At 63.9% G+C, this 23,820-nt stretch carries 24 protein-coding genes and 1 pseudogene; 4 read left to right on the plus strand and 21 right to left on the minus strand.

Annotated features, from left to right (window positions below; genetic code table 11):
- Positions 1-42: 42 nt before the first annotated feature.
- The gene (locus ACVWWD_RS07005) at positions 43-1,239 is read right to left on the minus strand and encodes a GGDEF domain-containing protein (protein WP_023784138.1); all 1,197 of its coding nucleotides are present in this window, start codon (positions 1,237-1,239) and stop codon (positions 43-45) included.
- A 149-nt stretch (positions 1,240-1,388) separates the two neighbouring features.
- On the opposite strand from ACVWWD_RS07005, the gene ACVWWD_RS07010 reads away from it, so the two are divergent.
- Positions 1,389-1,706, plus strand: coding sequence for a hypothetical protein (locus ACVWWD_RS07010; RefSeq protein WP_023771895.1), 318 nt, complete (start codon positions 1,389-1,391; stop codon positions 1,704-1,706).
- 36 nt (positions 1,707-1,742) lie between these two features.
- Here ACVWWD_RS07010 and leuC read toward each other — a convergent pair whose 3' ends face one another.
- From leuC to rplS, 7 genes are all read right to left on the minus strand, one after another.
- Positions 1,743-3,152: a 3-isopropylmalate dehydratase large subunit gene (gene leuC / locus ACVWWD_RS07015; protein WP_023771896.1), complete on the minus strand. Its 1,410-nt coding sequence runs from the start codon at positions 3,150-3,152 to the stop codon at positions 1,743-1,745.
- Positions 3,153-3,407: 255 nt separating this feature from the next.
- Positions 3,408-4,043: a class I SAM-dependent DNA methyltransferase gene (locus tag ACVWWD_RS07020; RefSeq protein WP_023784135.1), complete on the minus strand. Its 636-nt coding sequence runs from the start codon at positions 4,041-4,043 to the stop codon at positions 3,408-3,410.
- Between the two features lie 56 nt (positions 4,044-4,099).
- On the minus strand, positions 4,100-4,909 hold the full coding sequence (locus ACVWWD_RS07025) for an amino acid ABC transporter permease (RefSeq protein ID WP_352549709.1): 810 nt from the start codon (positions 4,907-4,909) through the stop codon (positions 4,100-4,102).
- 98 nt (positions 4,910-5,007) lie between these two features.
- The gene (locus ACVWWD_RS07030; RefSeq protein WP_023771900.1) at positions 5,008-5,805 is read right to left on the minus strand and encodes a transporter substrate-binding domain-containing protein; all 798 of its coding nucleotides are present in this window, start codon (positions 5,803-5,805) and stop codon (positions 5,008-5,010) included.
- A 169-nt stretch (positions 5,806-5,974) separates the two neighbouring features.
- On the minus strand, positions 5,975-6,475 hold the full coding sequence (locus ACVWWD_RS07035) for a MarR family winged helix-turn-helix transcriptional regulator (RefSeq protein ID WP_352549710.1): 501 nt from the start codon (positions 6,473-6,475) through the stop codon (positions 5,975-5,977).
- Entirely contained in the window at positions 6,472-6,885 is a 414-nt protein-coding gene (locus ACVWWD_RS07040) for an organic hydroperoxide resistance protein (protein ID WP_023784132.1), read from the minus strand. The genes ACVWWD_RS07035 and ACVWWD_RS07040 overlap by 4 nt, the downstream gene beginning before the upstream one ends.
- 157 nt (positions 6,886-7,042) lie before the next feature.
- Positions 7,043-7,594: a 50S ribosomal protein L19 gene (rplS, locus tag ACVWWD_RS07045; RefSeq protein WP_013892267.1), complete on the minus strand. Its 552-nt coding sequence runs from the start codon at positions 7,592-7,594 to the stop codon at positions 7,043-7,045.
- A gap of 338 nt (positions 7,595-7,932) precedes the next feature.
- On the opposite strand from rplS, the gene ACVWWD_RS07050 reads away from it, so the two are divergent.
- A complete protein-coding gene (locus ACVWWD_RS07050; RefSeq protein ID WP_023784131.1) occupies positions 7,933-8,685 on the plus strand; it encodes a sulfite exporter TauE/SafE family protein in 753 nt (250 codons plus the stop codon).
- Here the strand turns inward: ACVWWD_RS07050 and trmD are convergent.
- Both trmD and rimM read right to left on the minus strand, forming a co-directional pair.
- Entirely contained in the window at positions 8,667-9,365 is a 699-nt protein-coding gene (gene trmD / locus ACVWWD_RS07055) for a tRNA (guanosine(37)-N1)-methyltransferase TrmD (protein ID WP_023784130.1), read from the minus strand. The genes ACVWWD_RS07050 and trmD overlap by 19 nt on opposite strands.
- Positions 9,362-9,961: a ribosome maturation factor RimM gene (gene rimM, locus ACVWWD_RS07060; protein ID WP_023771905.1), complete on the minus strand. Its 600-nt coding sequence runs from the start codon at positions 9,959-9,961 to the stop codon at positions 9,362-9,364. The genes trmD and rimM overlap by 4 nt, the downstream gene beginning before the upstream one ends.
- 114 nt (positions 9,962-10,075) lie before the next feature.
- Here rimM and ACVWWD_RS07065 point away from each other — a divergent pair, with 114 nt between their 5' ends.
- The gene (locus ACVWWD_RS07065; RefSeq protein WP_352573677.1) at positions 10,076-11,014 is read left to right on the plus strand and encodes a tyrosine recombinase XerC; all 939 of its coding nucleotides are present in this window, start codon (positions 10,076-10,078) and stop codon (positions 11,012-11,014) included.
- A gap of 62 nt (positions 11,015-11,076) precedes the next feature.
- The gene (locus tag ACVWWD_RS07070; protein ID WP_352549631.1) at positions 11,077-12,144 is read left to right on the plus strand and encodes a TraB/GumN family protein; all 1,068 of its coding nucleotides are present in this window, start codon (positions 11,077-11,079) and stop codon (positions 12,142-12,144) included.
- Between the two features lie 740 nt (positions 12,145-12,884).
- Here the strand turns inward: ACVWWD_RS07070 and lpdA are convergent.
- The 11 genes and pseudogenes from lpdA to sucC form a co-directional block, all read right to left on the minus strand.
- On the minus strand, positions 12,885-14,291 hold the full coding sequence (gene lpdA / locus ACVWWD_RS07075; protein WP_352549629.1) for a dihydrolipoyl dehydrogenase: 1,407 nt from the start codon (positions 14,289-14,291) through the stop codon (positions 12,885-12,887).
- Between the two features lie 23 nt (positions 14,292-14,314).
- Entirely contained in the window at positions 14,315-15,070 is a 756-nt protein-coding gene (locus ACVWWD_RS07080; protein ID WP_352549627.1) for an SDR family oxidoreductase, read from the minus strand.
- A pseudogene (locus ACVWWD_RS07085) lies at positions 15,067-15,533 on the minus strand (hypothetical protein). The gene ACVWWD_RS07080 and the pseudogene ACVWWD_RS07085 overlap by 4 nt, the downstream one beginning before the upstream one ends.
- Positions 15,534-15,611: 78 nt before the next feature.
- On the minus strand, positions 15,612-16,889 hold the full coding sequence (gene odhB / locus ACVWWD_RS07090; protein WP_352549625.1) for a 2-oxoglutarate dehydrogenase complex dihydrolipoyllysine-residue succinyltransferase: 1,278 nt from the start codon (positions 16,887-16,889) through the stop codon (positions 15,612-15,614).
- Between the two features lie 32 nt (positions 16,890-16,921).
- Positions 16,922-19,906: a 2-oxoglutarate dehydrogenase E1 component gene (locus ACVWWD_RS07095; protein WP_352549623.1), complete on the minus strand. Its 2,985-nt coding sequence runs from the start codon at positions 19,904-19,906 to the stop codon at positions 16,922-16,924.
- A gap of 142 nt (positions 19,907-20,048) precedes the next feature.
- A complete protein-coding gene (sucD, locus tag ACVWWD_RS07100) occupies positions 20,049-20,951 on the minus strand; it encodes a succinate--CoA ligase subunit alpha (RefSeq protein ID WP_023775429.1) in 903 nt (300 codons plus the stop codon).
- Positions 20,952-20,978: 27 nt separating this feature from the next.
- A complete protein-coding gene (locus ACVWWD_RS07105; RefSeq protein WP_031241316.1) occupies positions 20,979-21,395 on the minus strand; it encodes a PIN domain-containing protein in 417 nt (138 codons plus the stop codon).
- Entirely contained in the window at positions 21,322-21,627 is a 306-nt protein-coding gene (locus ACVWWD_RS07110; protein ID WP_352549621.1) for a hypothetical protein, read from the minus strand. The genes ACVWWD_RS07105 and ACVWWD_RS07110 overlap by 74 nt, the downstream gene beginning before the upstream one ends.
- Before the next feature lie 83 nt (positions 21,628-21,710).
- Positions 21,711-22,208 (minus strand): DUF1579 family protein, encoded by a 498-nt coding sequence (locus ACVWWD_RS07115; RefSeq protein ID WP_023794780.1) that lies wholly within the window; start codon positions 22,206-22,208, stop codon positions 21,711-21,713.
- Positions 22,209-22,211: 3 nt separating this feature from the next.
- Positions 22,212-22,583 (minus strand): cupin domain-containing protein, encoded by a 372-nt coding sequence (locus tag ACVWWD_RS07120; protein WP_023794779.1) that lies wholly within the window; start codon positions 22,581-22,583, stop codon positions 22,212-22,214.
- Between the two features lie 4 nt (positions 22,584-22,587).
- Positions 22,588-23,781 (minus strand): ADP-forming succinate--CoA ligase subunit beta, encoded by a 1,194-nt coding sequence (gene sucC / locus ACVWWD_RS07125; protein ID WP_352549619.1) that lies wholly within the window; start codon positions 23,779-23,781, stop codon positions 22,588-22,590.
- Positions 23,782-23,820: the final 39 nt, after the last annotated feature.

Below are 23,820 nucleotides of genomic sequence, written 5' to 3' on the forward strand. Positions count from 1 at the left end.
GACGGGCGAAAAAGACGTTAACGCGAAGCGCGGACGCGGCGGTCAGCTGGCCCTGAGCGGCTCCGGCACGAACACCGTCTCCGGTCGCTCATAGGAGAGGCGCACGCTGTCGCGACCGTTTTTCTTGGCCTTGTAAAGCGCCTCGTCGGCCCGTCGCATCAACGGTTCCAGCCTCTCCTCGCCGCTGCGGGCCGCCACGCCGAAGCTGGCGGTGACCTTGGTGCCGGCGGGAAGCCCGTCGACGCCGCCAGCCGAATAGAGTGTGCGCACCGCCTCGGCGAACAGCCGCGCCGCGGCGAGATCGGTCAGCGGCAAAAGCACGGCGAATTCCTCGCCGCCGATGCGCCCCGCGGCACCTCGTGCTCCCGTGGCCGAGCGCAGCTTCCCGGCAAAATCCGCGATCACGCGGTCGCCGGCGGCATGCCCGTGCATATCGTTGAGCGCCTTGAAATGGTCGAGGTCGGCCAGCACCAGCGCCACCGGGAATTTGGCCGCGGCGCAACGCTGCAGCAGCATGGCGGCGCGCTCCTCGAAACCCCGGCGGTTGAGCAGCCCCGAAAGCGGATCGGTATGGGTCTCGGTCTTCAGCGCCTTCATCACGTCGAGCGCGGCGGCGGTGAAGAGGCAAAGCGCGATCAGCAGCGACAGCAGCGCGTGCGACAGCAGCGCCGTCGTCCAGTAGGACGAGCCGTAGAAACCGTCATAGCTGGCGAAGGGCCCGTGCGCGATGACGACCGCCAGGGTGCGCACGAAGAAATTGACGCCGGACAGCAGCGACAGCACGAACAGGATCTTTTCCGTCGGACCATTGTTGCGCACCGGACGCAGTTCGGCGGCGACGAGCAGGCTGACGCCGCCGAAACCGAAATTCATCGCCAGGATCCGCCAGGTGAGATCCGGGGTGACGAACAGGAACCACGCGAATGCCGCAAGGCCGCCGCCCGCCAGCACGGCGATCCCCGCGCCGGGCACCTTCCTGCCGTAGCGGGCGATGATGGCGCCGGACAGGCAACAGGCGGCGATGGTGAAGCAGAGGTTCGAGACCAGCTTGGTCAGCGTCACACCGATGGGCAAGGTGAAATATTGGAACAGGAAGCCGGGCGCCGAGACGCAGTAACTGAGCGCCAGCACAGCCAGATACGGGCGATGACGCTGGTGGAACCACAGCATGAGGAAGGCCGCGCCGAGCGCCAGCGCGATCGTCGGATTGAGCAACGCTATGAACAGGCCGGTGTCCAAAGGACCGTGACTTCCCCTCTGCTGACGTCGCGGAAGACCTTATCGGGCAAGCCCAAACAAGCCGTTAAGCCTGGGCTGTCGGCGCCGTATGTTTGCGGGAACCCGGTGCTGTCGGAAGCGTTCCTGAATCCACAATCCAGGAGCAGGCCATGGCCGACACGATCACATTGACCGACCACGATGCAATCCGTTCATGGGCTGCCGGGCGTGCCGGCTTTCCCGCGATCGTCGACATATCGCCAGAGGCTGGGACGCAGCCCATGCTTAGGCTGGTCTTCGGCCAGCACGCCTATCAGGACCAGGACCAGCCGGAACGGCCCGTCAACGCCGGCGGCTATGAGCTTGTCGAATGGGACGAGTGGTTCAAGCTCTTCGACGAAGAGCAGTTGGCGCTCGTGGTCGCGGCGGACGAACCTGGTCGCCGCGAGGAATTCCACGAACTCATCCGGCGCGACAGGAAGACTTGACTCGAGCCGCAAGGTTCGGGTCAAGTCCAGCCTGGCTTATTTCCAGTCGCGAATGTCGACGAAGTGGCCGGCAATCGCCGCCGCCGCCGCCATGGCCGGCGACACCAGGTGGGTGCGGCCCTTGAAGCCCTGGCGGCCCTCGAAATTGCGGTTCGAGGTCGAGGCGCAGCGCTCATGCGGCTTCAGCCGGTCGTCGTTCATGGCCAGGCACATCGAACAGCCCGGCTCGCGCCAGTCGAACCCGGCGGCGCGGAAGATCTTGTCCAGCCCCTCGGCTTCGGCCTGCTCCTTGACCAGGCCGGAGCCCGGCACGATCATGGCATCGACATGCGGGCTGACCGTCTTGCCCTCGACCACCTTGGCGACGGCGCGCAGATCCTCGATACGACCGTTGGTGCAGGAGCCGATGAAGACGCGGTCGAGCGTGATGTCGGTGATCTTCGTCCCCGGCGTCAGGCCCATATAGTCGAGCGCGCGCAGCTTGGAGGTGCGCTTGTTCTCGTCGGTGATGTCTTCCGGGTTCGGCACGATGCCCTGCACGGAGACGACATCCTCGGGCGAGGAGCCCCAGGAGACGATCGGCGGCAGCTTGGCCGCGTCGAGCACGATCACCTTGTCGAAATGCGCGCCTTCGTCGGTCTGCAGCGTCTTCCAGTATTCGAGCGCCGCGTCCCAGGCAGCGCCCTTCGGCGCGCGCGGCTTGTCCTTGACATAGGCGAAGGTGGTCTCGTCGGCCGCGATCAGGCCGGCGCGCGCGCCGCCCTCGATCGACATGTTGCAGATCGTCATGCGGCCTTCCATCGACAGCGCACGGATCGCCTCGCCGGCATATTCGATGACATAGCCGGTGCCGCCGGCGGTGCCGATCTCGCCGATGATGGCAAGGATGATGTCCTTGGCGGTGACGCCTTCCGGCAGCACGCCATCGACGCGCACCAGCATGTTCTTGGCCTTGCGCTGGATCAGCGTTTGCGTTGCCAGTACATGCTCGACTTCCGACGTGCCTATACCATGCGCCAGCGCGCCGAAAGCGCCATGCGTGGAGGTGTGGCTGTCGCCGCAGACGATGGTCATGCCGGGCAAGGTAAAGCCCTGCTCGGGGCCGATGATGTGGACGATGCCCTGGCGGATATCGTTCTCCGAATAATATTCGACGCCGAAATCCCTGGCGTTCTTGGCCAGCGCTTCGACCTGGATGCGGCTTTCCTCGTTCTTGATGCCGAACTTGCGCTCGGGCGAGGTCGAGACGTTGTGGTCGACGACAGCCAGCGTCTTTTCCGGGTGACGGACCTTCCGGCCGCTCATGCGCAGGCCTTCGAAGGCCTGCGGGCTGGTCACCTCATGGACGAGGTGGCGGTCGATGTAGAGCAGGCAGGTGCCGTCGTCCTGGCGGTCGACGACATGGTCGTCGAAAATCTTGTCGTAGAGGGTGCGCGGTGCGCTCATGTGCTTAAATCCGTCGATATGAGAATGGGAAAGAGCTGATGCCGCAAGCCCGCGGCCGGCCGTCAGGGATCAGCGAAGTCGGCTGGTCAGGGCGCCGGACACGCGCGCGGAAAAGCGCGACGGCAGGCGCTTTCTGTCCTGCAGCACGAAACCCTTGTAGGCCGGATCGCTGAAAAGCTTTTCCATGGCGGGCTAGATAGCAATGTTTTGGCTCTTCGGCAATTGCGGCGTGTCGCCAGCACTTCTTCCCTCGGCTTACATCACCTCGAACACAAAAGTCTTCACCAGCGCATCCGGCTCGGCGATCGCATAGCAGCGGAACCACGGACTTTGCTCGACCGGCCGCCATTTTCTCGCCTGCTCCAATTCGTCGAACACGGCCTGAAATCCGCCGCTCTCAAACACCTGGTCGCGCACGGTGAAGATGGCGTGGCCGCCCTTTCGCGTGATGCGGACAAGCTCGCGCAGGCCGGTGGCCGGCGCATGGCTGATGGTGAACACACCGGTGGAGAAGAAGGCGCGAAAGTGCCCGTCCGGCCAGGGCAGCGGACCGCCGAGCATCGCCTTTTTCAAATCCCTGTAGGCATTGCGGCTGCCGGCGATCTTGAGCATGTCGTCGGAGAGGTCGAGCCCGGCGATCTCGCCGTAGCCCAGCGCCTTCAGCGACGGCGCCGACAGGCCGGTGCCGCAGCCGGCATCGAGCAGCGGGCCTTCGCCCGCCGGCACATGTCGCGCCACCCAGGCGGTGATCAGGAACGGCAGCAGATACCCGAGCGAAGCGGTCTCGCTGTCATAGGTCGCTGCCCAGTCGGCATAAGCCTTGGCCAGCCCTTCCGGTGTGTCGGCCGAATAGACCGAATCCAGTGCCGCGTTGGCCTTGTCGACATTCATCGCCTGCATCCTCCCGAGCGTCTCATGGCGATCGTAGCCCGGCCCGCGCCGGACTTCTATCGCTCGTGCTGGCGGCGCAAACGCCGCTCCAGCGCCCTGAGCGCCAGCGACAGGCCAACGGTGAGGATGAGATAGATGTAGGCTGTTATCGAATAGGTCTCGAAGAAGCGGAACGAGCCGGCGGCGTAGATTTTGCCCATCTGCGTGATGTCGGCGACGCCGAGCACCGAGACCAGGGAGGAATCCTTGACCATGGCGACGAAGTCGTTGCCGAGCGGCGGCAAAATGGTGCGGATGGCCTGCGGAAACACGATCAGCCGGAAACGCTGCGTGCGCGAAAGCCCGAGTGCCTTGGCCGCCTCGATCTGACCTTTCTCGACCGACTGGATGCCGGCGCGAAAAACCTCGGAGATGAAGGCCGAATAGCCGATGGTCAGCGCCATGATGGCGCGCCACAGCAACGACACGTCACGCACCAAAAGCTCGCCGAGGACGCCGGCGTTCTGCAATGGCGCGGTCAGCCCGTTCCAGGCCGCGACGAAGGCCGGCGCGCCGGCAAAGGCTATCCAGAACAGCAGCACGAGGATCGGCACGCCACGAATGATCTCGACATAGAAGCGCGCGATCTGCCGCAGCCAGGCCGAACCCGACAGTCCCATCAAAGCAATGCCGAGGCCGATCACCGACGCCAGGACGAAGGCGATCACGGTCACGAAGATGGTGATGCCGATGCCCTTGGCGACAGTGGCGAAGACCTGCGCATAGAGATCGCTGGCGGCGATGGCGAGGGCAGCGGCCAGCGCAAGGATACCGGCAACAGCGAGCCACCAGGGGAAGTCGGGTTTGGAGATGGTGGGGGCTGCCATTAGGCGGCGTAAAGAGTATCGAAGGATGGCGCCCAGGCGTCCCCCAGACGCAAACTCGGCGCGAGTTCCCTCACACGCTCCGCCCGCGTCAAGACGGCTCACTGCCCCATCTTGTAATCAAGGAACCACTTCTTGTTCAGCGCATCCAGCGTGCCATCCGCCTTCAGCGCCGCGATCGCCGCGTTGACCGGCTTCACGAGGTCGGATCCCTTGGGAAAGATGAAGCCGAAATCCTCGGTGCCGAGCGGGCCGCCGATCAGCTTCAGCTTACCCTCCGAAGCATCGACATAACCCTTGCCGGCGGTGCCGTCTGTCAGCACGACATCGACGTCGCCGGATTTCAGTGCCTGCACGGTGGCGCCAAACGTCTCGAACAGTTTGATGCGCGGGTTCTGCTCATTGCCGTCGAGCACACTGTAGACGGCGGTGTAGAACGGCGTGGTGCCGGCCTGCGCGCCAATCAGCCCGTCCTTGAAGGCGCCGAAGGTCTTGGCGTCGGTGAAACGGCTTTCATCGCCGCGCACCAGCATGAATTGTTCCGAGCGCATATAGGGATCGGAGAAGTCGACCTTCTGCTTGCGGTCGTCCTTGATCGTGATGCCGGTCATGCCGATGTTGTACTGGTTGTCGGAGACCGCCTGGATCATCGCATCCCAGGAGGTGTTCTGGTACTCGACCTTGAAATTGAGCCGCTTGGCGATCTCGTTCATAGCGTCATATTCCCAGCCGATCTGTTTTCCCGTCTTGGCATCGATGAACTGCAGCGGCGGATAGGCGTTTTCGGTCACCACCACCACCTTCTTGCCGCCGAGATCGGGCAGCGCTTGCGCGAAGGCGGCAACGGGCGCCAGGACCAGAGCCAACAGGCCGGCCAGCAGCATTTTCGATTTGGTCATGACACACTCCCCGAAATGATTGGCCGCGCGATGCTTGCGCGGCAGAGAAATCGGCGCCGACTTTAGCTTTCCGCGAGCGCCTTGCAAGACGGGTCCACTGCGACCTTGCGCGTTGACGTGGATTCCAGTGCTTCCGGGGGGCGGTTTTTGAGGACAGTCCTTGCCGCGATCAATCTTGCTCGGTCGCGGCTTCGCGCAATCCCGCGACAAGGCGGGTGAGCGTGCCGTGAAGGGTTTTGAGCTCAGCCCGCTCCAGCGGCATGCCGCAATCGAGCGCCGCCTGCACATCCTTCATGTTCGCGCGCAGCGCCTGGCCCTTGGCCGTCGGCTCGACCAGCACCCGGCGCTCGTCGACGGCATCGCGCCGGCGGGTGACGAGGCCGCCCGCTTCCATTCGCTTGAGCAGCGGCGTCAGCGTCGCTGAATCCAGGCCGAGCGCTTCGCCAAGGTCGCCCACGGTGCTCGGCGCGCGTTCCCACAGCGCCAGCATCACCAGATATTGCGGATAGGTCAGGCCGAGCGGATCGAGCAACGGCCGGTAGAGCTTGGTCATTAGTCCGCTCGCCGAATAGAGCGCGAAACAGAGCTGTTGATCGAGCCGTGGCACTGGGTGCGCCCCGGCGGCCTCCGCCGGGGCTTCTCTGGCTTTCGTTTCGACCTTTGTCGTCATGCCGCCTTTACCGAAAGCGCCACCTCGATATTGCCCCTGATGGCATTCGAATAGGGGCAAACCTGATGCGCTGCCGATACAAGCGCTTCCGCCGTCGCCTGATCAAGCCCTTTCGTCTCCGCTGCCAACGCGACGCCGAGCTTGAAGCCCTCGCCATTGGGAAGCAGGCTGACGGTGGCCGCTACCGCGGCATCTTCGAGCGGCAGCTTCTGCTTGCGCGCGACAAAGCGGATCGCGCTTTCGAAGCAGGCGGCATAGCCGATAGCGAAGAGCTGTTCGGGATTGGTCGCGCCACCCGGTCCGCCGAGTTCCTTGGGCATCGCCAGATCGACCTTGAGCAGGCCGTCGCTGGTTTCGCCATGGCCGGCGCGACCGCCCGTCACCTGGGCCTGTGTGGTGTAGAGTGCCATCTTCCATACTCCAATTATATTGCGTACTATTATTTAGTACACAATCTGATTGAACGTCAATTGCCGACCCCCAACTCCGATGGCTGAACCCGTTCACAGTTCGGTGAAACGAAAAAAGGCGGCCGAAGCCGCCTTTTTCAAATTCTTCGTCGAACCCCTATTCGGCCGGGGTCGCTTCGGCGGCAGCCTTGGCGGCTGCTTCAGCCTCGGCGGCTGCCTTCTTCTCGGCGGCTTCCTTGGCTGCCGTCTCGGCGGCCAGTGCCTGGGCGGCTGCGACCTTCTCGGCCTCGATGCGTGCCTTCTCGGCGTTCAGCGCGTCGCGCTCCTCATCATTCAGCTTGCGGGCGCGCACGCCGGTGTTTTCCGAGATACGGGCCGACTTGCCGCGACGATCGCGCAGGTAATAGAGCTTGGCGCGACGCACCTTGCCGCGGCGCACGATCTCGACGCCTTCGACCATCGGCGAGTAGACGGGGAACACGCGCTCGACGCCTTCGCCGTAGGAGATCTTGCGGACGGTGAAATTTTCCTGGAAGCCGGAACCGGCGCGGGCGATGACGACGCCCTCATAAGCCTGGACGCGGGTGCGGGTGCCTTCGGTCACGCGGACCTGGACGCGCACGGTGTCGCCGGGCTGGAATTCGGGAAGCTTGCGCTTGGCTTCGATCTTGGCGGCCTGTTCGGCCTCGAGCTGACGGATGAGATCCATCTAAAAATCCACTTCTTGTTCTTCCGACAGTCAGAGCGCCCTACGCTAGCCTTGCAGTTCCATTGACCGCTCGGCTATGTCCTTTGTCTCCAAGACATTTGTCTCCCAGACATCGGACAGGGGCGACTACACCGTCATTGTTGACGGGTCCGGCAGATTTGTTCTTGCCGGTACGGGCGGGCACATACAGCTATTTCGGCGCTTTGTCACGCCTTGCCCGTGCATTTTTTGCCGGCATGGCTCCCAGCATGGCACCATCTTAATCCTGCCGTGCGGGGTTGCGTCTGTCCACCAAGCTTCCTAAGCCAGAATTGCACACTTCTTCACGGCGGCCATCCATGTCTGTCTTCGACGCCATCCTGCTCTTCCTGGCGGGCTTTCTGTCAGGCGCCGCCAATGCGGTCGCCGGCGGCGGCACCTTCATCACCTTCGGCGCCATGACACTGGTCGGCGTCCCCCCGATCGTGGCCAACGCCACCTCCTCGGTGACCCAGTTCCCCGGCTATATCACCTCGACCCTCGCCTACTGGGCCGACATCAGGCACTTCTGGCGCGGCGCGCTGCTGCTCTGCCTGATCTCGGCCGTCGGCGCGCTAGCCGGCGCCCTGATCCTGCTGGCGCTCGACAATCCGTCCTTTCGCGTCTTGGTGCCGTGGCTGCTTTTGGGCGCGACGGCACTGTTTGCCGCCGGGCCTTGGCTGAAGCCGGCGCCGAAACCCGGACACGAAGCGGCTGTCGGCTCGCTCGCCGGCTCGCTGGCGCAATTCGTCACCGCCATCTATGGCGGCTTCTTCGGCGCCGGCATGGGCGTGATGATGCTGGCCACCCTCGGCCTGACCCAGGCCGGCGACTACCATCGGCTGAACGCGCTGAAGAACATGCTGGCCGTGGTCATCGCGGCGGTCGCCATCATCGTCTTCGTCTCCGGCGGCGTCGTCGCCTGGCCGGAGGCGATCGTCATGATCCCGGGCGGCGCGCTGGGCGGCTATGCCGGCGTCTGGATCGCCAAGCGCGTACCGCAGAACGTGGTGCGCGGCTTCGTCATCGCCGTCGGCCTGTTTCTGGCTTTTTACTACTTCAGCAAAGGCTGATCGCCGAACAGATCGGGTCGCCGCTCTTTCGTCAGCGTCTCCGACTGCGCTCGGCGCCACGCGGCGATCTTCTTGTGATTGCCGGAGATCAGCACTTCGGGAATCTCCCGGCCCTCGAATTCCTGCGGTCGCGTGTAGTGCGGATGTTCGAGCAGGCCGTTTTCGAAACTCTCTTCGTCCCCGGAGACCGCATTGCCCATCACCCCGGGCAACAGCCGCACCACGGCGTCGAGCAGCACCAGCGCCGCCGGCTCGCCACCGGACAGGATGAAATCGCCGATCGAGACTTCCTCCAGTCCCCGCGCATCGATCACTCGCTGATCGACGCCTTCGAAGCGGCCGCACAGGATGACGGCACCGGGCCCGGCGGCGAGTTCGCGCACGCGAGCCTGCGTCAGTGGTTTGCCGCGAGGGCTCATCAGCAGGCGCGGACGCAAATCGCCCTCCGGCGAGGCATGGTCGATCGCCTTCGCCAGGACATCGGCGCGCATCACCATGCCGGCGCCGCCGCCGGCCGGCGTGTCATCGACGGTGCGGTGCTTGTCGGCGGCGAAGTCGCGGATCTGTATAGCATCCAGCGACCATGTGCCCGCCTCCAGCGCCCGCCCGGCCAGCGACAGGCCAAGCGCGCCCGGAAACATTTCGGGATAGAGCGTCAGCACCGACGCGGCAAAACTCACCGGTTGCCCCCGGCGTCGCGCGGTCCGCGCGGCCGGCCCTTGGGGTCGAAATCCTCCTCGCGCGACGCCTCGCCGTCCTCGTCCTCGACCAGTCCAGCCGCCACCGGGTCGACGCGGACAAAGCCCTCGGCGACCGACACGGCAGGCACGGCGGCTTGCGTGAACGGGATCAGCACACCTTTGCGCCCGGCGAGCGTCACATCGAGAATGTCGCCGCCGCCGAAATTGTGCACCGCGACAACCTTGCCGATGGCGGCGCCGGTATCATCCCGGATCTCCAGCCCGATCAGGTCGGCATGGTAGAATTCGTCCTCCTCGCCATCGTCGGGCAGCATCGAGCGATCAACGAACAGCTCCGTGCCGGCGAGCGCCTCGGCCGCATTGCGGTCGCTGACACCCTTGAACCGCACCACGACAACGGTGTTGGCAGGCCTTATGTCGGTTATCTGAAAGGCTCGTCCATCCCTGGCGTAGAGCGGCCCATAATCCGCCAACGCCATTGGCTCGCCGGTGAACGTTTTTACCCTCAGTTCGCCCTTGATGCCGTGCGCGGCGCCGATTACGGCCATCTGGACGGGGTTCTGCGGCTTGCTCATGGGCGAAAATCCTTTGTCCTGCTCTAGCGCCGCCTCGCGGTCATTTCAATAACGGGCTCTTCACGGCTTCCTAACCCGGCTGCCGGAAAATGACGCCGAACCGGAACAGAACCCATGCAGGAATTCCTCATACCGGCAAAAGCCGATCTCCAGGCCGCGCGCGAAAGCTGGCTGAAGATGCTGGCGCGGGAACGCCGGCTCTCGCCGGCAACCGTCGAAGCGTATGAGCGCGATTCACGCCAGTTCCTGCACTTCCTCACCGGCCATATCGGCGGACCGCCCGGCATTTCAGATATCGCCGACCTGCGCCCGGCCGACCTGCGCGGCTTCCTCGCCGCCCGCCGCCATGCCGGCGCCGGCGCCCGCACGCTTGGCCGTGGCCTGGCCGGCATTCGTTCACTGCTGCGGTTCCTTGAGCGGCGCGGCCTCGCCAATGCGGCTGGTGCCGCGGCCTTGCGAGCGCCACGCCAGCCCAAATCGCTGCCCAAGCCCCTGACGGCGAGCGATGCCAGGCACGTGGTCTCCGTCGAGGGGCAACTGGCGGAAGAACCCTGGATCGCCGCCCGCAACGCCGCCGTGCTGACGCTGCTTTACGGCTCGGGCCTGCGCATTTCGGAAGCGCTTGGCCTCGCCGCCGCCGACCTGGCGTCGGAAGCCGACACCGTCCTGCGCGTCACCGGCAAGGGCGGCAAGACACGGCTGGTGCCGGTACTGCCGGTGGCGCGCAGGGCGATCGCCGAATACCGCCGGCTCTGCCCCTATCAGCTCGATCCGAAGGGCCTGCTGTTTCGCGGCGCGCGCGGCGGCCCGCTCAACCCGGCCATCATCCAGCGTGACATGGCGAAGCTGCGTTCGGCGCTCAACCTGCCGGACACGGCGACGCCGCATGCCTTGCGCCATTCCTTCGCCACCCATCTGCTCGGCCGAGGCGGCGATCTGCGCACCATCCAGGAACTCCTGGGCCACGCCAGCCTGTCAACGACGCAGATCTATACCGGCGTCGACACCGCAAGGCTGCTCGAAATTTACGAATCGGCCCATCCCAGGGCATGAACCCTTCAATTTTGCCCTCCCGATTAACGGTTTTGCCGCTTTTCAGTCCTAGGAATGGGACCATGAAACGTGTCATTGCCATCGCCGACCGTGCGGCTTCCGTCTCGCTGAAACTGCTTGTCGCGCTCAACGTGCTGTTTTTCCTGTCTTTCCTTGCTGTCCTGCTGTTCGCCGTCGGCAGGGCGCACGCGGAAATTCCGACCTGTACCGGCGCCGACATGCTGTCCGCCTTGCAGAAGAACAACCCTGCCACCTACGGCAAAATCGAGGCCGAGGCGGCTGCCACGCTGAACGGCAAGGGGCTGCTGTGGAAGCTGGAAAAGTCAGGCGAACAGCCATCCTACCTGTTCGGCACCATGCACATGACCGATCCGCGCGTCACCACGCTGCCGGCCTATGCGCAGAAGGCCTTCGATGCAGCCGGCACCCTCATCATCGAGACCACCGACGTGCTCGACAAGCAGAAGATGATGACGGCGATGCTGAAGGAGCCGGACCTGATGATGTTCACCGACTCCACGACGCTTTCGTCACTGCTGTCGCCGGACGAAGCGGCGGCCATGAACGCCGCGCTCGACGCGCGCGGCATCCCGCCGGCGACAGTCGCCAAGATGAAGCCGTGGATGCTGTCGGCCATGATGGCGCTTCCGGCTTGCGAGCTCGCCCGCCAGTCCAGCGGCGCGCCGGTGCTCGACGTGAAGCTGGCGGAGAGCGCCAAGGCGGCCGGCAAGCCGGTGGAAGGATTGGAAACGGCCGAGAGCCAGCTGCGCGCCATGGCTTCGCTGCCGCTCGCCTTTCACATGAAGGGTCTGGTCGACACGCTGAAGCTGGGCGACAAGGTCAACGACATCAACGAGACCATGATCGTGCTTTACCAGCGTGGCGACACCGGCATGTTCTGGCCGCTGTTCCGCGCCGCCATGCCCGAGGAGCAGGACGACCCCGCGGGCTACGCCGCCTTCGAGGAAACCATGATCACCAGCCGCAACAAGGTGATGGTCGATCATGCCGAGCCGATCCTGGCCAAGGGCAACGCCTTCATGGCGGTCGGCGCGCTGCATCTGCCCGGTCCAGAGGGACTGGTCGAGGATTTCCGCAAAGCCGGCTATACTGTCACCGCCGTCAATTGAGTCGGACGGCAGCGGAGGCACGCAAACGCTGCGTTTCCGGCGTTTTCCTCCGCTAGAGTGAAACCCATTCAACGGTTGCGCGTTGATGGATGTTGATTGACCTTTTTCATTTTCCCGGAGGACACATTTATGGCGAACACACCAAATCCAAACGATCCGTACAATTCTACCACCAATGCCCCTCGGCCGAGCGGCGGTGGCGGCAGCCCCTGGCTGATTGCACTGGTCGTCGTCATCCTGGCGATTGTCGCGTATTATGTTTTCGGAAGAAGTGGCGAGCACCCGGCACCCGCCGAACCGCCAGCGGCCAGCACACCAGCTCCGGCGCCCGCGCCGGCTGAACCGATGAAGCCCGCCGAACCGGCCAAGCCAGCGCCTGCTCCCGCCCCAGCTCCGCCTCCTGCGCCCGCCCCGGCTCCTGCACCAGCGCCGGCTCCCGCACCAGCGCCTGCGCCGGCCAACTGATCGGCTCGAATCAAAAAAGCGAACGGCCCGCTGAAAGGCGGGCCGTTTTGTTTTGGGTGATGACCGTTGGGGGGTCTTTGGCGCCAAGCCACCCCCGCGCGTTCGTCATCCTCGGGCTTGACCCGAGGATCCATGCCGCGACCTCGGCCGAGGAATGCAGCGGACCAGAATTCCGCACCGCAGGAGCGCTCTGAAGTCACGGCATGGAGCCTATGGTCTACGCCGCGTCGCTTCGCTCCTTGTTCCGCCATAGTATGACCAAGCGTTGGGCACCCTTAGATGTGGATCGGCTTGAAGAAGGTGGCCAGCGCCGCTTCCTTCACCGCTTCCGACATCGTCGGATGGGCGTGGCAGGTGCGGGCCAGATCTTCCGACGAGCCGCCGAACTCCATCAGCACCGCCGCCTCATGGATCATCTCACCGGCGCCGAAGCCGACGATATGGACGCCGAGCACGCGGTCGCTCTGCTTGTCAGCCAGGATCTTCACGAAACCGTCGGTATGCAGCATGGCGCGCGCGCGGCCATTGGCGGTGAAGGGGAATTTGCCGACCTTGTAGTCGATGCCGGCCTTCTTCAGCTCTTCCTCGGTCTTGCCGACCGACGCGATCTCCGGACTGGTGTAGACGACGCTCGGAATGACGTCATAGTTCACATGGCCGGCCTGGCCGGCGATGGTCTCGGCCACGGCCACGCCCTCGTCCTCGGCCTTGTGCGCCAGCATCGGCCCGGCGATGACGTCGCCGATGGCGTAGATCCCGGGAACACTGGTCCTGAGATGCCCGTCGGTCTTGACCCGGCCGCGCTCGTCGACCTCGACGCCGGCTTCCTTCAGCCCGAGGCTGTCCGAAAAGGCGCGGCGTCCCGTCGAGATCAGCACGGCATCGGCCTCGATGGTCTCGACCGCGCCACCCTTGACGGGCTCGAAGGTAACGGTCGCGCCTTTCTTGGCCTTGGCGACGCCGGTCACCTTGGCGCCGAGCTTGAACTCGAAGCCCTGCTTGGAGAGCAACCGCTGGAACTGTTTCGACACCTCGCCGTCCATGCCGCCCAAAATGGTGTCGAGGAACTCGACCACAGTGACCTTGGCGCCGAGCCGTGCCCAGACCGAGCCGAGCTCGATGCCGATGACACCGCCGCCGACTACCACCAGATGGCCCGGCACCTTCTCCAATGACAGAGCGCCCGTCGACGAAACTATGACCGTCTCGTCGAAGTCGACCTTGACGCCGGGAATGCCGGCGACATCGGACCCGGTGGCGATGACGATGTTCTTGGTCTCGATCTCCTCGACCTTGCCGTCCTCGCCGGTCACCGAGACCTTGCCTGCGGCGACCACCTTGCCGGTGCCGCGGAAGGCATCGATCTTGTTTTTCTTGAACAGGAAGGCGACGCCATTGACGTTGGACGACACCGTCGCATCCTTGTGCGCCATCATTTTCTTCAGGTTCAGCTTGGGTGCCGGAATTTCGACGCCGAGCGTGTCGAAGGAATGGCCGGCCTCGGCGAACATTTCCGATGCATAAAGCAGCGCCTTGGACGGGATGCAGCCGATGTTGAGGCAGGTGCCGCCGAAGGTCGCGTTCTTTTCGACCACCGCGACCTTCAGCCCAAGCTGTGACGCCTTGATGGCGCAGACATAGCCGCCCGGTCCGGAGCCGATGATAACCACGTCATAAGCCATGTTTGTTTCCCTTTGCTTGGGGTTCAGCGGCCGCCGCTGACATTCAGGATCGCGCCCGTCGTATAGGACGCGGCATCGGATAAAAGATAGAGGACCGCACCGGCGACTTCATCCGCCGTGCCCGCCCTTTTCATCGGCAGCAGATCGCGGACCCGCTCTATCCGGTCCGGCTGGCCTCCGGAGGCGTGGATCTCGGTGTCGATGATGCCCGGCCGCACCGCATTGACGCGAATGCCTTCCAGCGCCACTTCGCGGGCAAGCCCGATGGTGAAGGTGTCGATGGCGCCCTTGGAGGCGGCATAGTCGACATATTCGCCCGGCGAGCCTAGCGTCGCCGCCGCCGACGAGATGTTGACGATCGCACCGCCCGACCCGCCATGCCGCTTCGACATGCGCTTGACCGCCTCGCGGGCGCACAGGAACGAGCCGATGACATTGATGCGCATCATGCGTTCCAGCCGCGAAACATCCATCTCGTCGACGCGCGCCTTGACGTCGACGATGCCGGCATTGTTGACGAAGGCGTCGAGGCGGCCAAAGGCGCGGTCGACGGCGCCGAACATGGCCACGATATCGGTTTCCTTGCCGACATCGCCCCTGACGGCAACGGCTTCGCCGCCGCCGTTCCTGATCTCGGCGACCAGCGCATCGGCGGCGGCCTTGTTGGAGGCATAATTGACCGCGACGCGATAGCCCGCCTCCGATCCCAGTCGGCAGATGGCGGCGCCGATGCCGCGGCCGCCGCCGGTGACCAGCAGCACTTTTTGCGTCGCGCTCATTCCTGGCATCCCTTCATCGCGAACACATCGGATGGCACTTTCGAAAATCCGCCGCCGCCATACGCCCGGGTTGCCTAAGCACCGGCCCGAGATCGGGCAGGATCAGCGTCTTCGGCGCCTCGACACCCTCGGCCGGCAAAAGCCCGACAGTGCCCTTGTCGTCGGACGTGTAGATGACGCCGTTCCACAGCGTGCAGGCGGCAAGCTCCTCGCCGGTCACGTCGCCTTCCGGGCACTTGTACATCAGCGCGCCGTTCGGCCGCGCAACATCCGCGGTCCACATGACGATGCCGTTCAGCACCACATTGTTGTCGAGGATCAGCCGGAACGTGTTGGTGACAACAGCCGATGTGCCGGTCGGGGTAAAATCGATCTCGCCGCCACTCTGGACGTCGCCATAGACGGCAAGCTCGATTGGACAGGCGGCCTGGGCGGCTGCGGTAGCCATCACGATTCCGGCCATCAACACAACCGGTTTGGTGGCTCCAAGCAAACGGGCCATCATTGGCCGCTCTTTGCCGCAAGCCGCCATCCGACCGCCTCAGAGATCGAGCACCAGCCGTTCCGGATCCTCCAGGCTTTCCTTGACCCGCACCAGGAAGGTCACGGCTTCCTTGCCGTCGACGATGCGGTGATCGTAGCTGAGCGCCAGATACATCATCGGCCGGATCACGATCTGGCCGCCGACCACGACCGGCCGGTCCTGGATCTTGTGCATGCCGAGAATGCCCGACTGCGGCGCATTGAGGATGGGCGTCGACATCAGCGACCCGTAGACGCCACCATTGGAGATGGTGAAGGTGCCGCCCTGCATGTCGGCGACCGACAGCTTGCCGTCGCGCGCGGCGATGCCCAGCCGGCCGATATCCTTCTCGATCTCGGCGATCGACATCTGGTCGGCATCGCGCACGACCGGAACCACGAGACCCTTTTCGGTGCCGACCGCGACACCGATATGGGCATAGTTCTTGAAGATGATGTCGGTCCCGTCGATCTCGGCATTGACCGAGGGGATTTCCTTCAGCGCGTGGGTGACGGCCTTGGTGAAGAAGCCCATGAAACCGAGCTTCACGCCGTGCTTCTTCTCGAAAACGTCCTTGTACTTGGTCCTGAGCGCCATCACCGCCGACATGTCGACTTCGTTGAAGGTGGTCAGCATGGCGGCGGTAGACTGCGCCTCCTTCAGGCGGCGCGCGATGGTCTGGCGCAGCTTGGTCATGCGCACGCGCTCCTCGCGCGAAGCATCGTCGCCCGACGACGGCGCCCGAACCGCGATCGGTGCCGGCGCTGCCTTTGGCGTCTCGGCCGGCTGCGACGGCGCACCCTTGGAGATGGCATCCAGCACGTCGCCCTTCAGCACCTGGCCCCGCTTGCCCGAGCCGGAGAGCTGGTCGACCGACAGATTGTTCTCGGCGATCAATTTTGCCGCCGCCGGCGCCGGCGGCATGGTGCGCGGCTCGACCGGTCCGGCATCGCCGGCAACCTTGGCGGTCTCGGCCGCGGCCTGCTTGGTGGTGGATGCCGCGTCAGGGCTGGACGCCTGCGCGACCGCTTGCGGCTTGGTCGCGGGACCAGCCGCGCCACCGGCCGAAATCGACCCGAGCAGGGCCCCGACGCCGACCGTCTCGCCTTCCCCAACTGTAATCTCACCGAGCGTCCCGGCGGCGGCGGCGGGCACCTCTATCGTCACCTTGTCGGTCTCGAGCTCGACCAGCGGCTCGTCCGCGGCAATGGCATCGCCGACCTTCTTGAACCATTTGCCGACGGTCGCTTCGGTGACGGATTCGCCGAGTGTGGGAACGCGGATTTCGGTAGCCATTGTGCCTGTCCGTTCTTTCGGTTCTGTTCTGCTTATTCGCCGAGCGCGTCTTCGAGCAAGGCGGCGAGCTGGGCGAGGTGCTTCGACATCAGCCCGGTAGCCGGCGACGCGGCCGCCGGACGGCCGGTGTAGCGCACCCGCTGATGCTTGGCGTCGATATGCGCCAGCACCCATTCCAGATACGGATCGATGAACGACCAGGCACCCATGTTCTTGGGCTCCTCCTGGCACCACACCATCTCGGCGTTGCGGAAGCGTGACAGCTCGGTGATCAGCGCCTTGGCCGGGAACGGATAGAGCTGTTCGACGCGCAGCAAATAGATGTCGTTGATGCCGCGCTTCTCGCGCTCCTCATAGAGGTCATAATAGACCTTGCCCGAGCACAGCACGACGCGGCGGATCTTGGAATCCTTGGTCAGCTTGATCGCCTGGTTGGGCAACAGCTGGGCATCGTCCCACAGCAGCCGGTGGAACGAGCTTTCGCCCGAGATTTCCGGCAGCGTCGACACCGCCCGCTTGTGGCGCAGCAGCGACTTCGGCGTCATCAGGATCAGCGGCTTGCGGAAGTCGCGCTTCAGCTGCCGGCGCAAGATGTGGAAGTAGTTGGCCGGCGTCGTGCAGTTGGCGACTTGCATATTGTCTTCGGCGCAGAGCTGCAGGAAGCGCTCCAGCCGGGCGGAAGAATGTTCCGGGCCCTGGCCTTCATAGCCATGCGGCAGCAGGCAGACGAGGCCAGACATTCTGAGCCACTTGCGTTCGCCCGACGAGATGAACTGGTCGAACACCACCTGGGCTCCGTTGGCGAAGTCGCCGAACTGCGCCTCCCACAGCGTCAGCGCCTTCGGCTCGGCCAGGCTGTAGCCATATTCGAAGCCCAGCACCGCTTCTTCCGACAGCATCGAGTTGATGACTTCGTAACCGGCCTGCGCCGCCGACAGATTGTTGAGCGGGATGTAGCGGGTCTCGTCGCGCTGGTCGTAAAGCACGGAATGGCGCTGCGAGAAGGTGCCGCGCTCGGAATCCTGGCCAGAAAGCCGGATCGGATTGCCGTCGAGCAGGATCGCGCCGAAAGCCAGCGCCTCGGCCGTCGACCAGTCGATGCCTTCACCGGACTCGATCGCCTGGCGCCGGTTTTCGAGGAAGCGGATGATCGTCTTGTGCGCTTCGAAACCCTTCGGCACCTCGGTCAGCTTCTTGCCGATTTCCTTCAGTGTCTTGACCGGTACCGCGGTCTTGCCGCGCCTTGTCTCGTCCTGGTTGTCGGCCGTGCGCAGGCCTGACCAGGCGCCGTCGAGCCAGTCGGCCTTGTTTGGCTTGTAGTGCTGGCCGACTTCCCATTCGGCTTCCAGATGCGCGCGCCAGTCGGCCTTCATCTGATCGAGCTCGGCCTGGGTGATGTGCCCTTCGGTGATCAGGCGATCGCCATAGATCTGCACTGTCGTCTTGTGGGTGCGGATGTTGCTGTACATCAGCGGCTGGGTGAAGGCCGGCTCGTCGCCCTCATTGTGGCCGAAGCGGCGGTAGCAGAACATGTCCACGACCACCGGCTTGTGGAATTTCATGCGGAACTCGATCGCCACCTTGGTGGCGTGCACCACAGCCTCCGGATCGTCACCATTGACGTGAAAGATCGGCGCCTCGATCATCTTGGCGACATCGGACGGATAGGGCGATGAGCGCGAGAAGCGCGGATTGGTGGTGAAGCCGATCTGGTTGTTGATGATGAAGTGCAGCGTGCCCGCGACGCGGTGGCCACGCAGGCCCGACAGGCCGAGGATCTCGGCGATCACGCCCTGGCCGGCGAAGGCGGCGTCGCCATGCAGCAAGAGCGGCAGCACCTTGGCCCGCTCTTCCAGCGGCACGATCTCCTCGCGGCCGCGGCCGAACAGGGAATCCTGCTTGGCGCGCGCCTTGCCCATCACCACGGGATCGACGATCTCCAGGTGCGACGGGTTCGCCGTCAGCGACAGGTGAACCTTGTTGCCATCGAACTCGCGGTCCGACGAGGCACCGAGATGGTACTTCACGTCGCCCGAGCCCTCGACCTCGTCGGGGGCCGCCGAGCCGCCCTTGAATTCGTGGAAGATGGCTCGGTGCGGCTTGGCCATAACCTGAGAAAGCACATTGAGGCGGCCGCGATGGGCCATGCCGAGCACGATCTCCTTCATGCCGAGCTGGCCGCCGCGCTTGACGATCTGCTCCAACGCCGGGATCAGCGATTCACCGCCGTCGAGACCGAAGCGCTTGGTGCCCTTGTACTTGACATCGATGAACTGCTCGAAGCCTTCCGCCTCGACCAGCTTCTGCAGGATCGCCTTCTTGCCGGTGGCGGTGAACGAGATCTCCTTGTCGGCGCCCTCGATACGCGCCTGGATCCAGGCCTTTTCCTCGGGATCGGAAATATGCATGAACTCGACGCCGAGCGTCGAACAATAGGTGCGGGTGAGAATCTCCAGCATCTGCCGGATGCTGCCGAATTCGAGCCCTAGCACATTGTCGAGGAAGATCGGCCGGTCGTAGTCGGCTTCGGTGAAGCCGTAATTCTCCGGCGACAGTTCGTTGTAATCCTCGAGCGTGTTGATGCCGAGCGGATCGAGATTGGCGTGCAGATGGCCGCGCATGCGGAAGGCGCGGATCATCATGATGGCGCGCACGGAATCGCGTGTCGCCTGGTGCACATCGGCGTCGGACAGCACGACACCGTTGGTGACGGCCTTGTCCTTGACCTTCTTTTCCAGGTGCTTCTCGACGATGCCCCAATTGCCGTCCAGCGCCGACACCAGCTCGCCATTGGCCTGCAGCGGCCAGGAAGGTTTCGCCCACGAAGCGCCCTTGGCGTTCCTGCGCACATCGCCGGCATCGTCCTTCAGCCCGGCGAAGAACTCCTGCCACTCGGGATTGACCGAGGCGGGATCGTCCTCATACGCCGCGTAGAGCGCGTCGATGTAATCGGCATTGCCGCCATAGAGGAAAGAGGTAAGCGAAAATTGGTCGTTGGCCTGATCTTGTCTTGCCATGTCGTTTCAGCGGAGCCTGGCTCCGTCTCCTTTCGAGGGAATAGTGAGTAGCGGGTAGTGAGTGGAATGGAATTTTCGGCTCAGCTGCTACTCACCCGTTCTTCCCTTCTTCACTACTGACTACCTGCTACTCACTACTGCCTTAACCCTTGATCGCCTCGACCAGCGTCGTGCCCAGCCGTGCCGGCGACGGCGAGACTTTTATCCCGGCCGATTCCATCGCCGCGATCTTGTCTTCCGCGCCGCCCTTGCCGCCGGAGATGACCGCGCCGGCATGGCCCATTGTGCGGCCCGCCGGCGCGGTGCGCCCGGCGATGAAGCCGGCCATCGGCTTCTTGCGACCACGCTTGGCTTCGTCCTTGAGAAACTGCGCGGCGTCTTCCTCGGCCGAACCGCCGATCTCGCCGATCATGATGATCGACTTGGTCTCTTCATCAGCCAGGAACATCTCGAGCATGTCGATGAACTCGGTGCCCTTGACGGGGTCGCCGCCGATGCCAACGGCAGTGGTCTGGCCGAGGCCGACATTGGTGGTCTGGAACACAGCCTCATAGGTAAGTGTTCCCGAGCGCGAAACAACGCCGACCGAGCCCTTGCGGAAGATGTTCCCGGGCATGATGCCGATCTTGCATTCGTCAGGGGTAAGCACGCCCGGGCAGTTCGGTCCGATCAGTCGCGAGGCCGAGCGATCGAGCCGCGCCTTGACCTTGATCATGTCCATCACCGGAATGCCTTCGGTGATGCAGACGATCAGCGGGATCTCCGCCTCGATCGCCTCGATGATGGCTTCCGCGGCGCCCGCCGGCGGCACGTAGATGACGGAGGCGTTGGCGCCTGTCTTTTCCTTGCCTTCGGCGACAGTGGCGTAAATCGGGAGGCTCTCGCCTTTCGAGCCCGTCCAGGTCTCGCCACCTTTCTTGGGATGGATGCCGCCCACCATCTTGGTGCCGTGATAGGCCAGCGCCTGTTCGGTATGGAACGTGCCGGTCTTGCCGGTCAGGCCCTGCACCAGCACCTTGGTGTTCTTGTCGACGAGAATGGACATGGGTGATTACGCCTCTGAATTCAGCGATTACAAGAAAGGATTGACGGCTCGGACCGAGCCATAAACCTGGTTGTGGTTGAGGTCTTCGGTGTAGAAAATCGGCGCGCCGAGATACCCGGCCGCTGCGAGAAGCGCGGCGTCGTAGTAGTGAATTCCGTAACGTCGCGCGAGGTCCAGTCCCGCGCGAACATAGCTTTCATCGACAGGCACCAACGGGCAGGTGCCGAGGAGGACCAGCCACTGGTCGAGCAGATCATCGCCAAGGAGGGATTTCCCGCGCGCCACTGCGGTGAATTCGGCCAAAGTCTGGCCCGACACGCCAAAGACAGTGCTCGATACCAGCTCTTCAGCGATTGGCGCGCGGCGCGGATCACGATTCTTCTCCGAAGCCGCGTAGATCAGGACGTTCGTGTCGAGAAAGCAATCGATCTTCCCGGTCGGCATAGGCGTCCCTTCGATCCCACTTGTAGGGGGTGTCGGCGCTATCGCTCCGTTTCGCGGCCTTGTCCATGAGCCGCTTCATTCCCGCCTTGGCCCAAGCAATCCGGTCTTCCTGCTCGACTTCGTGCGCAAGCAGGGAACGAATGAGGGCGTTGAGCGTCGTCTTGCGACGTTCGGCAAGGCCTCGCGCCTGTTCAAGCAGAGCCTCGTCCATGGCCAGGGTGACGTTCTTCATGGTCCATCTCCACATAAATACACAGCCATAATATGTGTGTTTATGTGTAATTCTTCAACGGCCTTGCGCAGGATCTCCATCGATCAGCCTTCCCTCAACTCGGAAGGCAAAACGCGCCGGTAGAGGCCTCTCACCATGTCTTGCCAAGCATCGCTGCCGATCGGCTGAAACTCCAACCGCATGCGATAGCTGTCACCGCCATCGAAATCGTAACTCACGCGCGCGGCTCCGCGCGACGATGAGCGCAGCAGCGTCAGTGTGTTGCCATCCCACGTGCCTGTCGCCGGCGACACCGGCACAAAGCCCATCGAATCGAACTGATGCATGGTGAAGAGGCTGTTCTGCTGGTCGAAGCCGAACACGCAGTGCGACCCGAACGAGATCGTACCGTCGCGGCGCTGGCGATAGCGCTGCACCACGAACTGGCCGCCGAACTCAGCCTGCGCCAGCACTTCGGACGTCGCTGGGCCGCCATCGGCCCATTGCGTGTCCGAGACCTCTTCCTCGCCGCGCCACGCGCCGACCAGCGCCTGCAAGCGCTGGTGACCGTCAGAGAGCGAGGAGAAGGAGGCCGCGTTCATCGGTCAGAGCCGCTTCAGATCGGTGACCGTCAGGCCGCTCTTGGCATTGCCGGTGTTGAGTGTCGTCGCCGGTTCGAACATCAGAACCACCGGCTCCGATGTCAGCGAACGCGGGCGATGCTCGACGCCCCGCGGCACGACGATGAAGTCGCCCTCGCCGAGCTCGATCGGCCCGTCGCGGAAATCGATGGCGATCCTGCCGCGCAGCACGAGAAAAGCTTCGTCCTCATTGTCATGCGCGTGCCAGTCGAAGACCTCGCCGAACTTGGCGACCTTGGCCTGGCTGTCATTGATGTCGCCGGCGATATGCGGATCGAAGACCGCGGTGATCTTCTGATCCGCCGCCTCAACCAGGTTTATCTTGCGTGGAGGCACCGGATCAGCCCTTCACCGCCGCCACGATCTTCTTGGCCGCATCGTCAAGATCGTCGGCCGAAACCACGTTCAGGCCGCTGTCGTTGATGATCTTCTTGCCGAGCTCGGCATTGGTGCCTTCCAGGCGCACGACCAGCGGCACCTTGAGCCCAACTTCCTTGACCGCGGCGATCACGCCCTCGGCGATGATGTCGCACTTCATGATGCCGCCGAAAATGTTGATCAAGATGCCCTTGACCGCCGGATCCCTGGTGATGATCTTGAACGCCGCCGTCACCTTCTCCTTGGACGCGCCGCCGCCGACATCGAGGAAGTTGGCGGGCTCGGCGCCATAGAGCTTGATGATGTCCATCGTCGCCATGGCAAGGCCGGCGCCGTTGACCATGCAGCCGATATTGCCGTCGAGCGCGACATAGGCGAGGTCGTATTTCGACGCCTCGATCTCCTTCTCGTCTTCCTCGGTGGTATCGCGCAGTTCGAGCACATCGGGGTGGCGAAACAGCGCGTTGTTGTCGAACGACACTTTCGCGTCGAGCACGCGCAGGCGGCCGTTCTTCATCACGATCAACGGGTTGACCTCGAGCAGGCTCATGTCCTTTTCGGCAAAGGCCTTGTAGAGGATCGGGAACAGTGTGCCACCATCCTTGGCCGCTTCGCCGTCGAGCTTCAGCGCGTCGTTGAGCGCCTTGACGTCCTCAGCCGTAACGCCCTTTTCCGGATCGATGGCGACGGTGATGATCTTTTCCGGCGTGTCGTGCGCGACGCCCTCGATGTCCATGCCGCCCTCGGTCGAGACGACAAAGGCGATGCGGCCGACCGAGCGGTCGACCAGAATGGAGAGATAGAGTTCGCGCTCGATGTCGGCGCCGTCCTCGATATAGAGGCGGTTGACCTGCTTGCCGGCCGGGCCGGTCTGCTTGGTCACCAGCGTGTGGCCGAGCATCTCGTTGGCGTTGGCAACGACCTCGGCCACCGACTTCGCCAGCCGCACGCCGCCCTTGGCATCGGGGCCGAGCTCCTTGAATTTGCCTTTGCCGCGGCCGCCGGCATGGATCTGGCTCTTGACCACATAGAGCGGGCCGGGCAGCGCTTGTGCCGCGGCTTCCGCCTCGCTTGCCTTGAAAACCGGCACGCCTTCGGCCACCGGCGCGCCAAAGCTCTTCAGCAGCGCCTTGCCTTGATATTCATGGATGTTCATCGGGAACTATCTCCAGGGTCGTTTTGCCGGGGTGACGTT

It is taken from the genome of Mesorhizobium sp. URHB0026 (assembly GCF_054059755.1).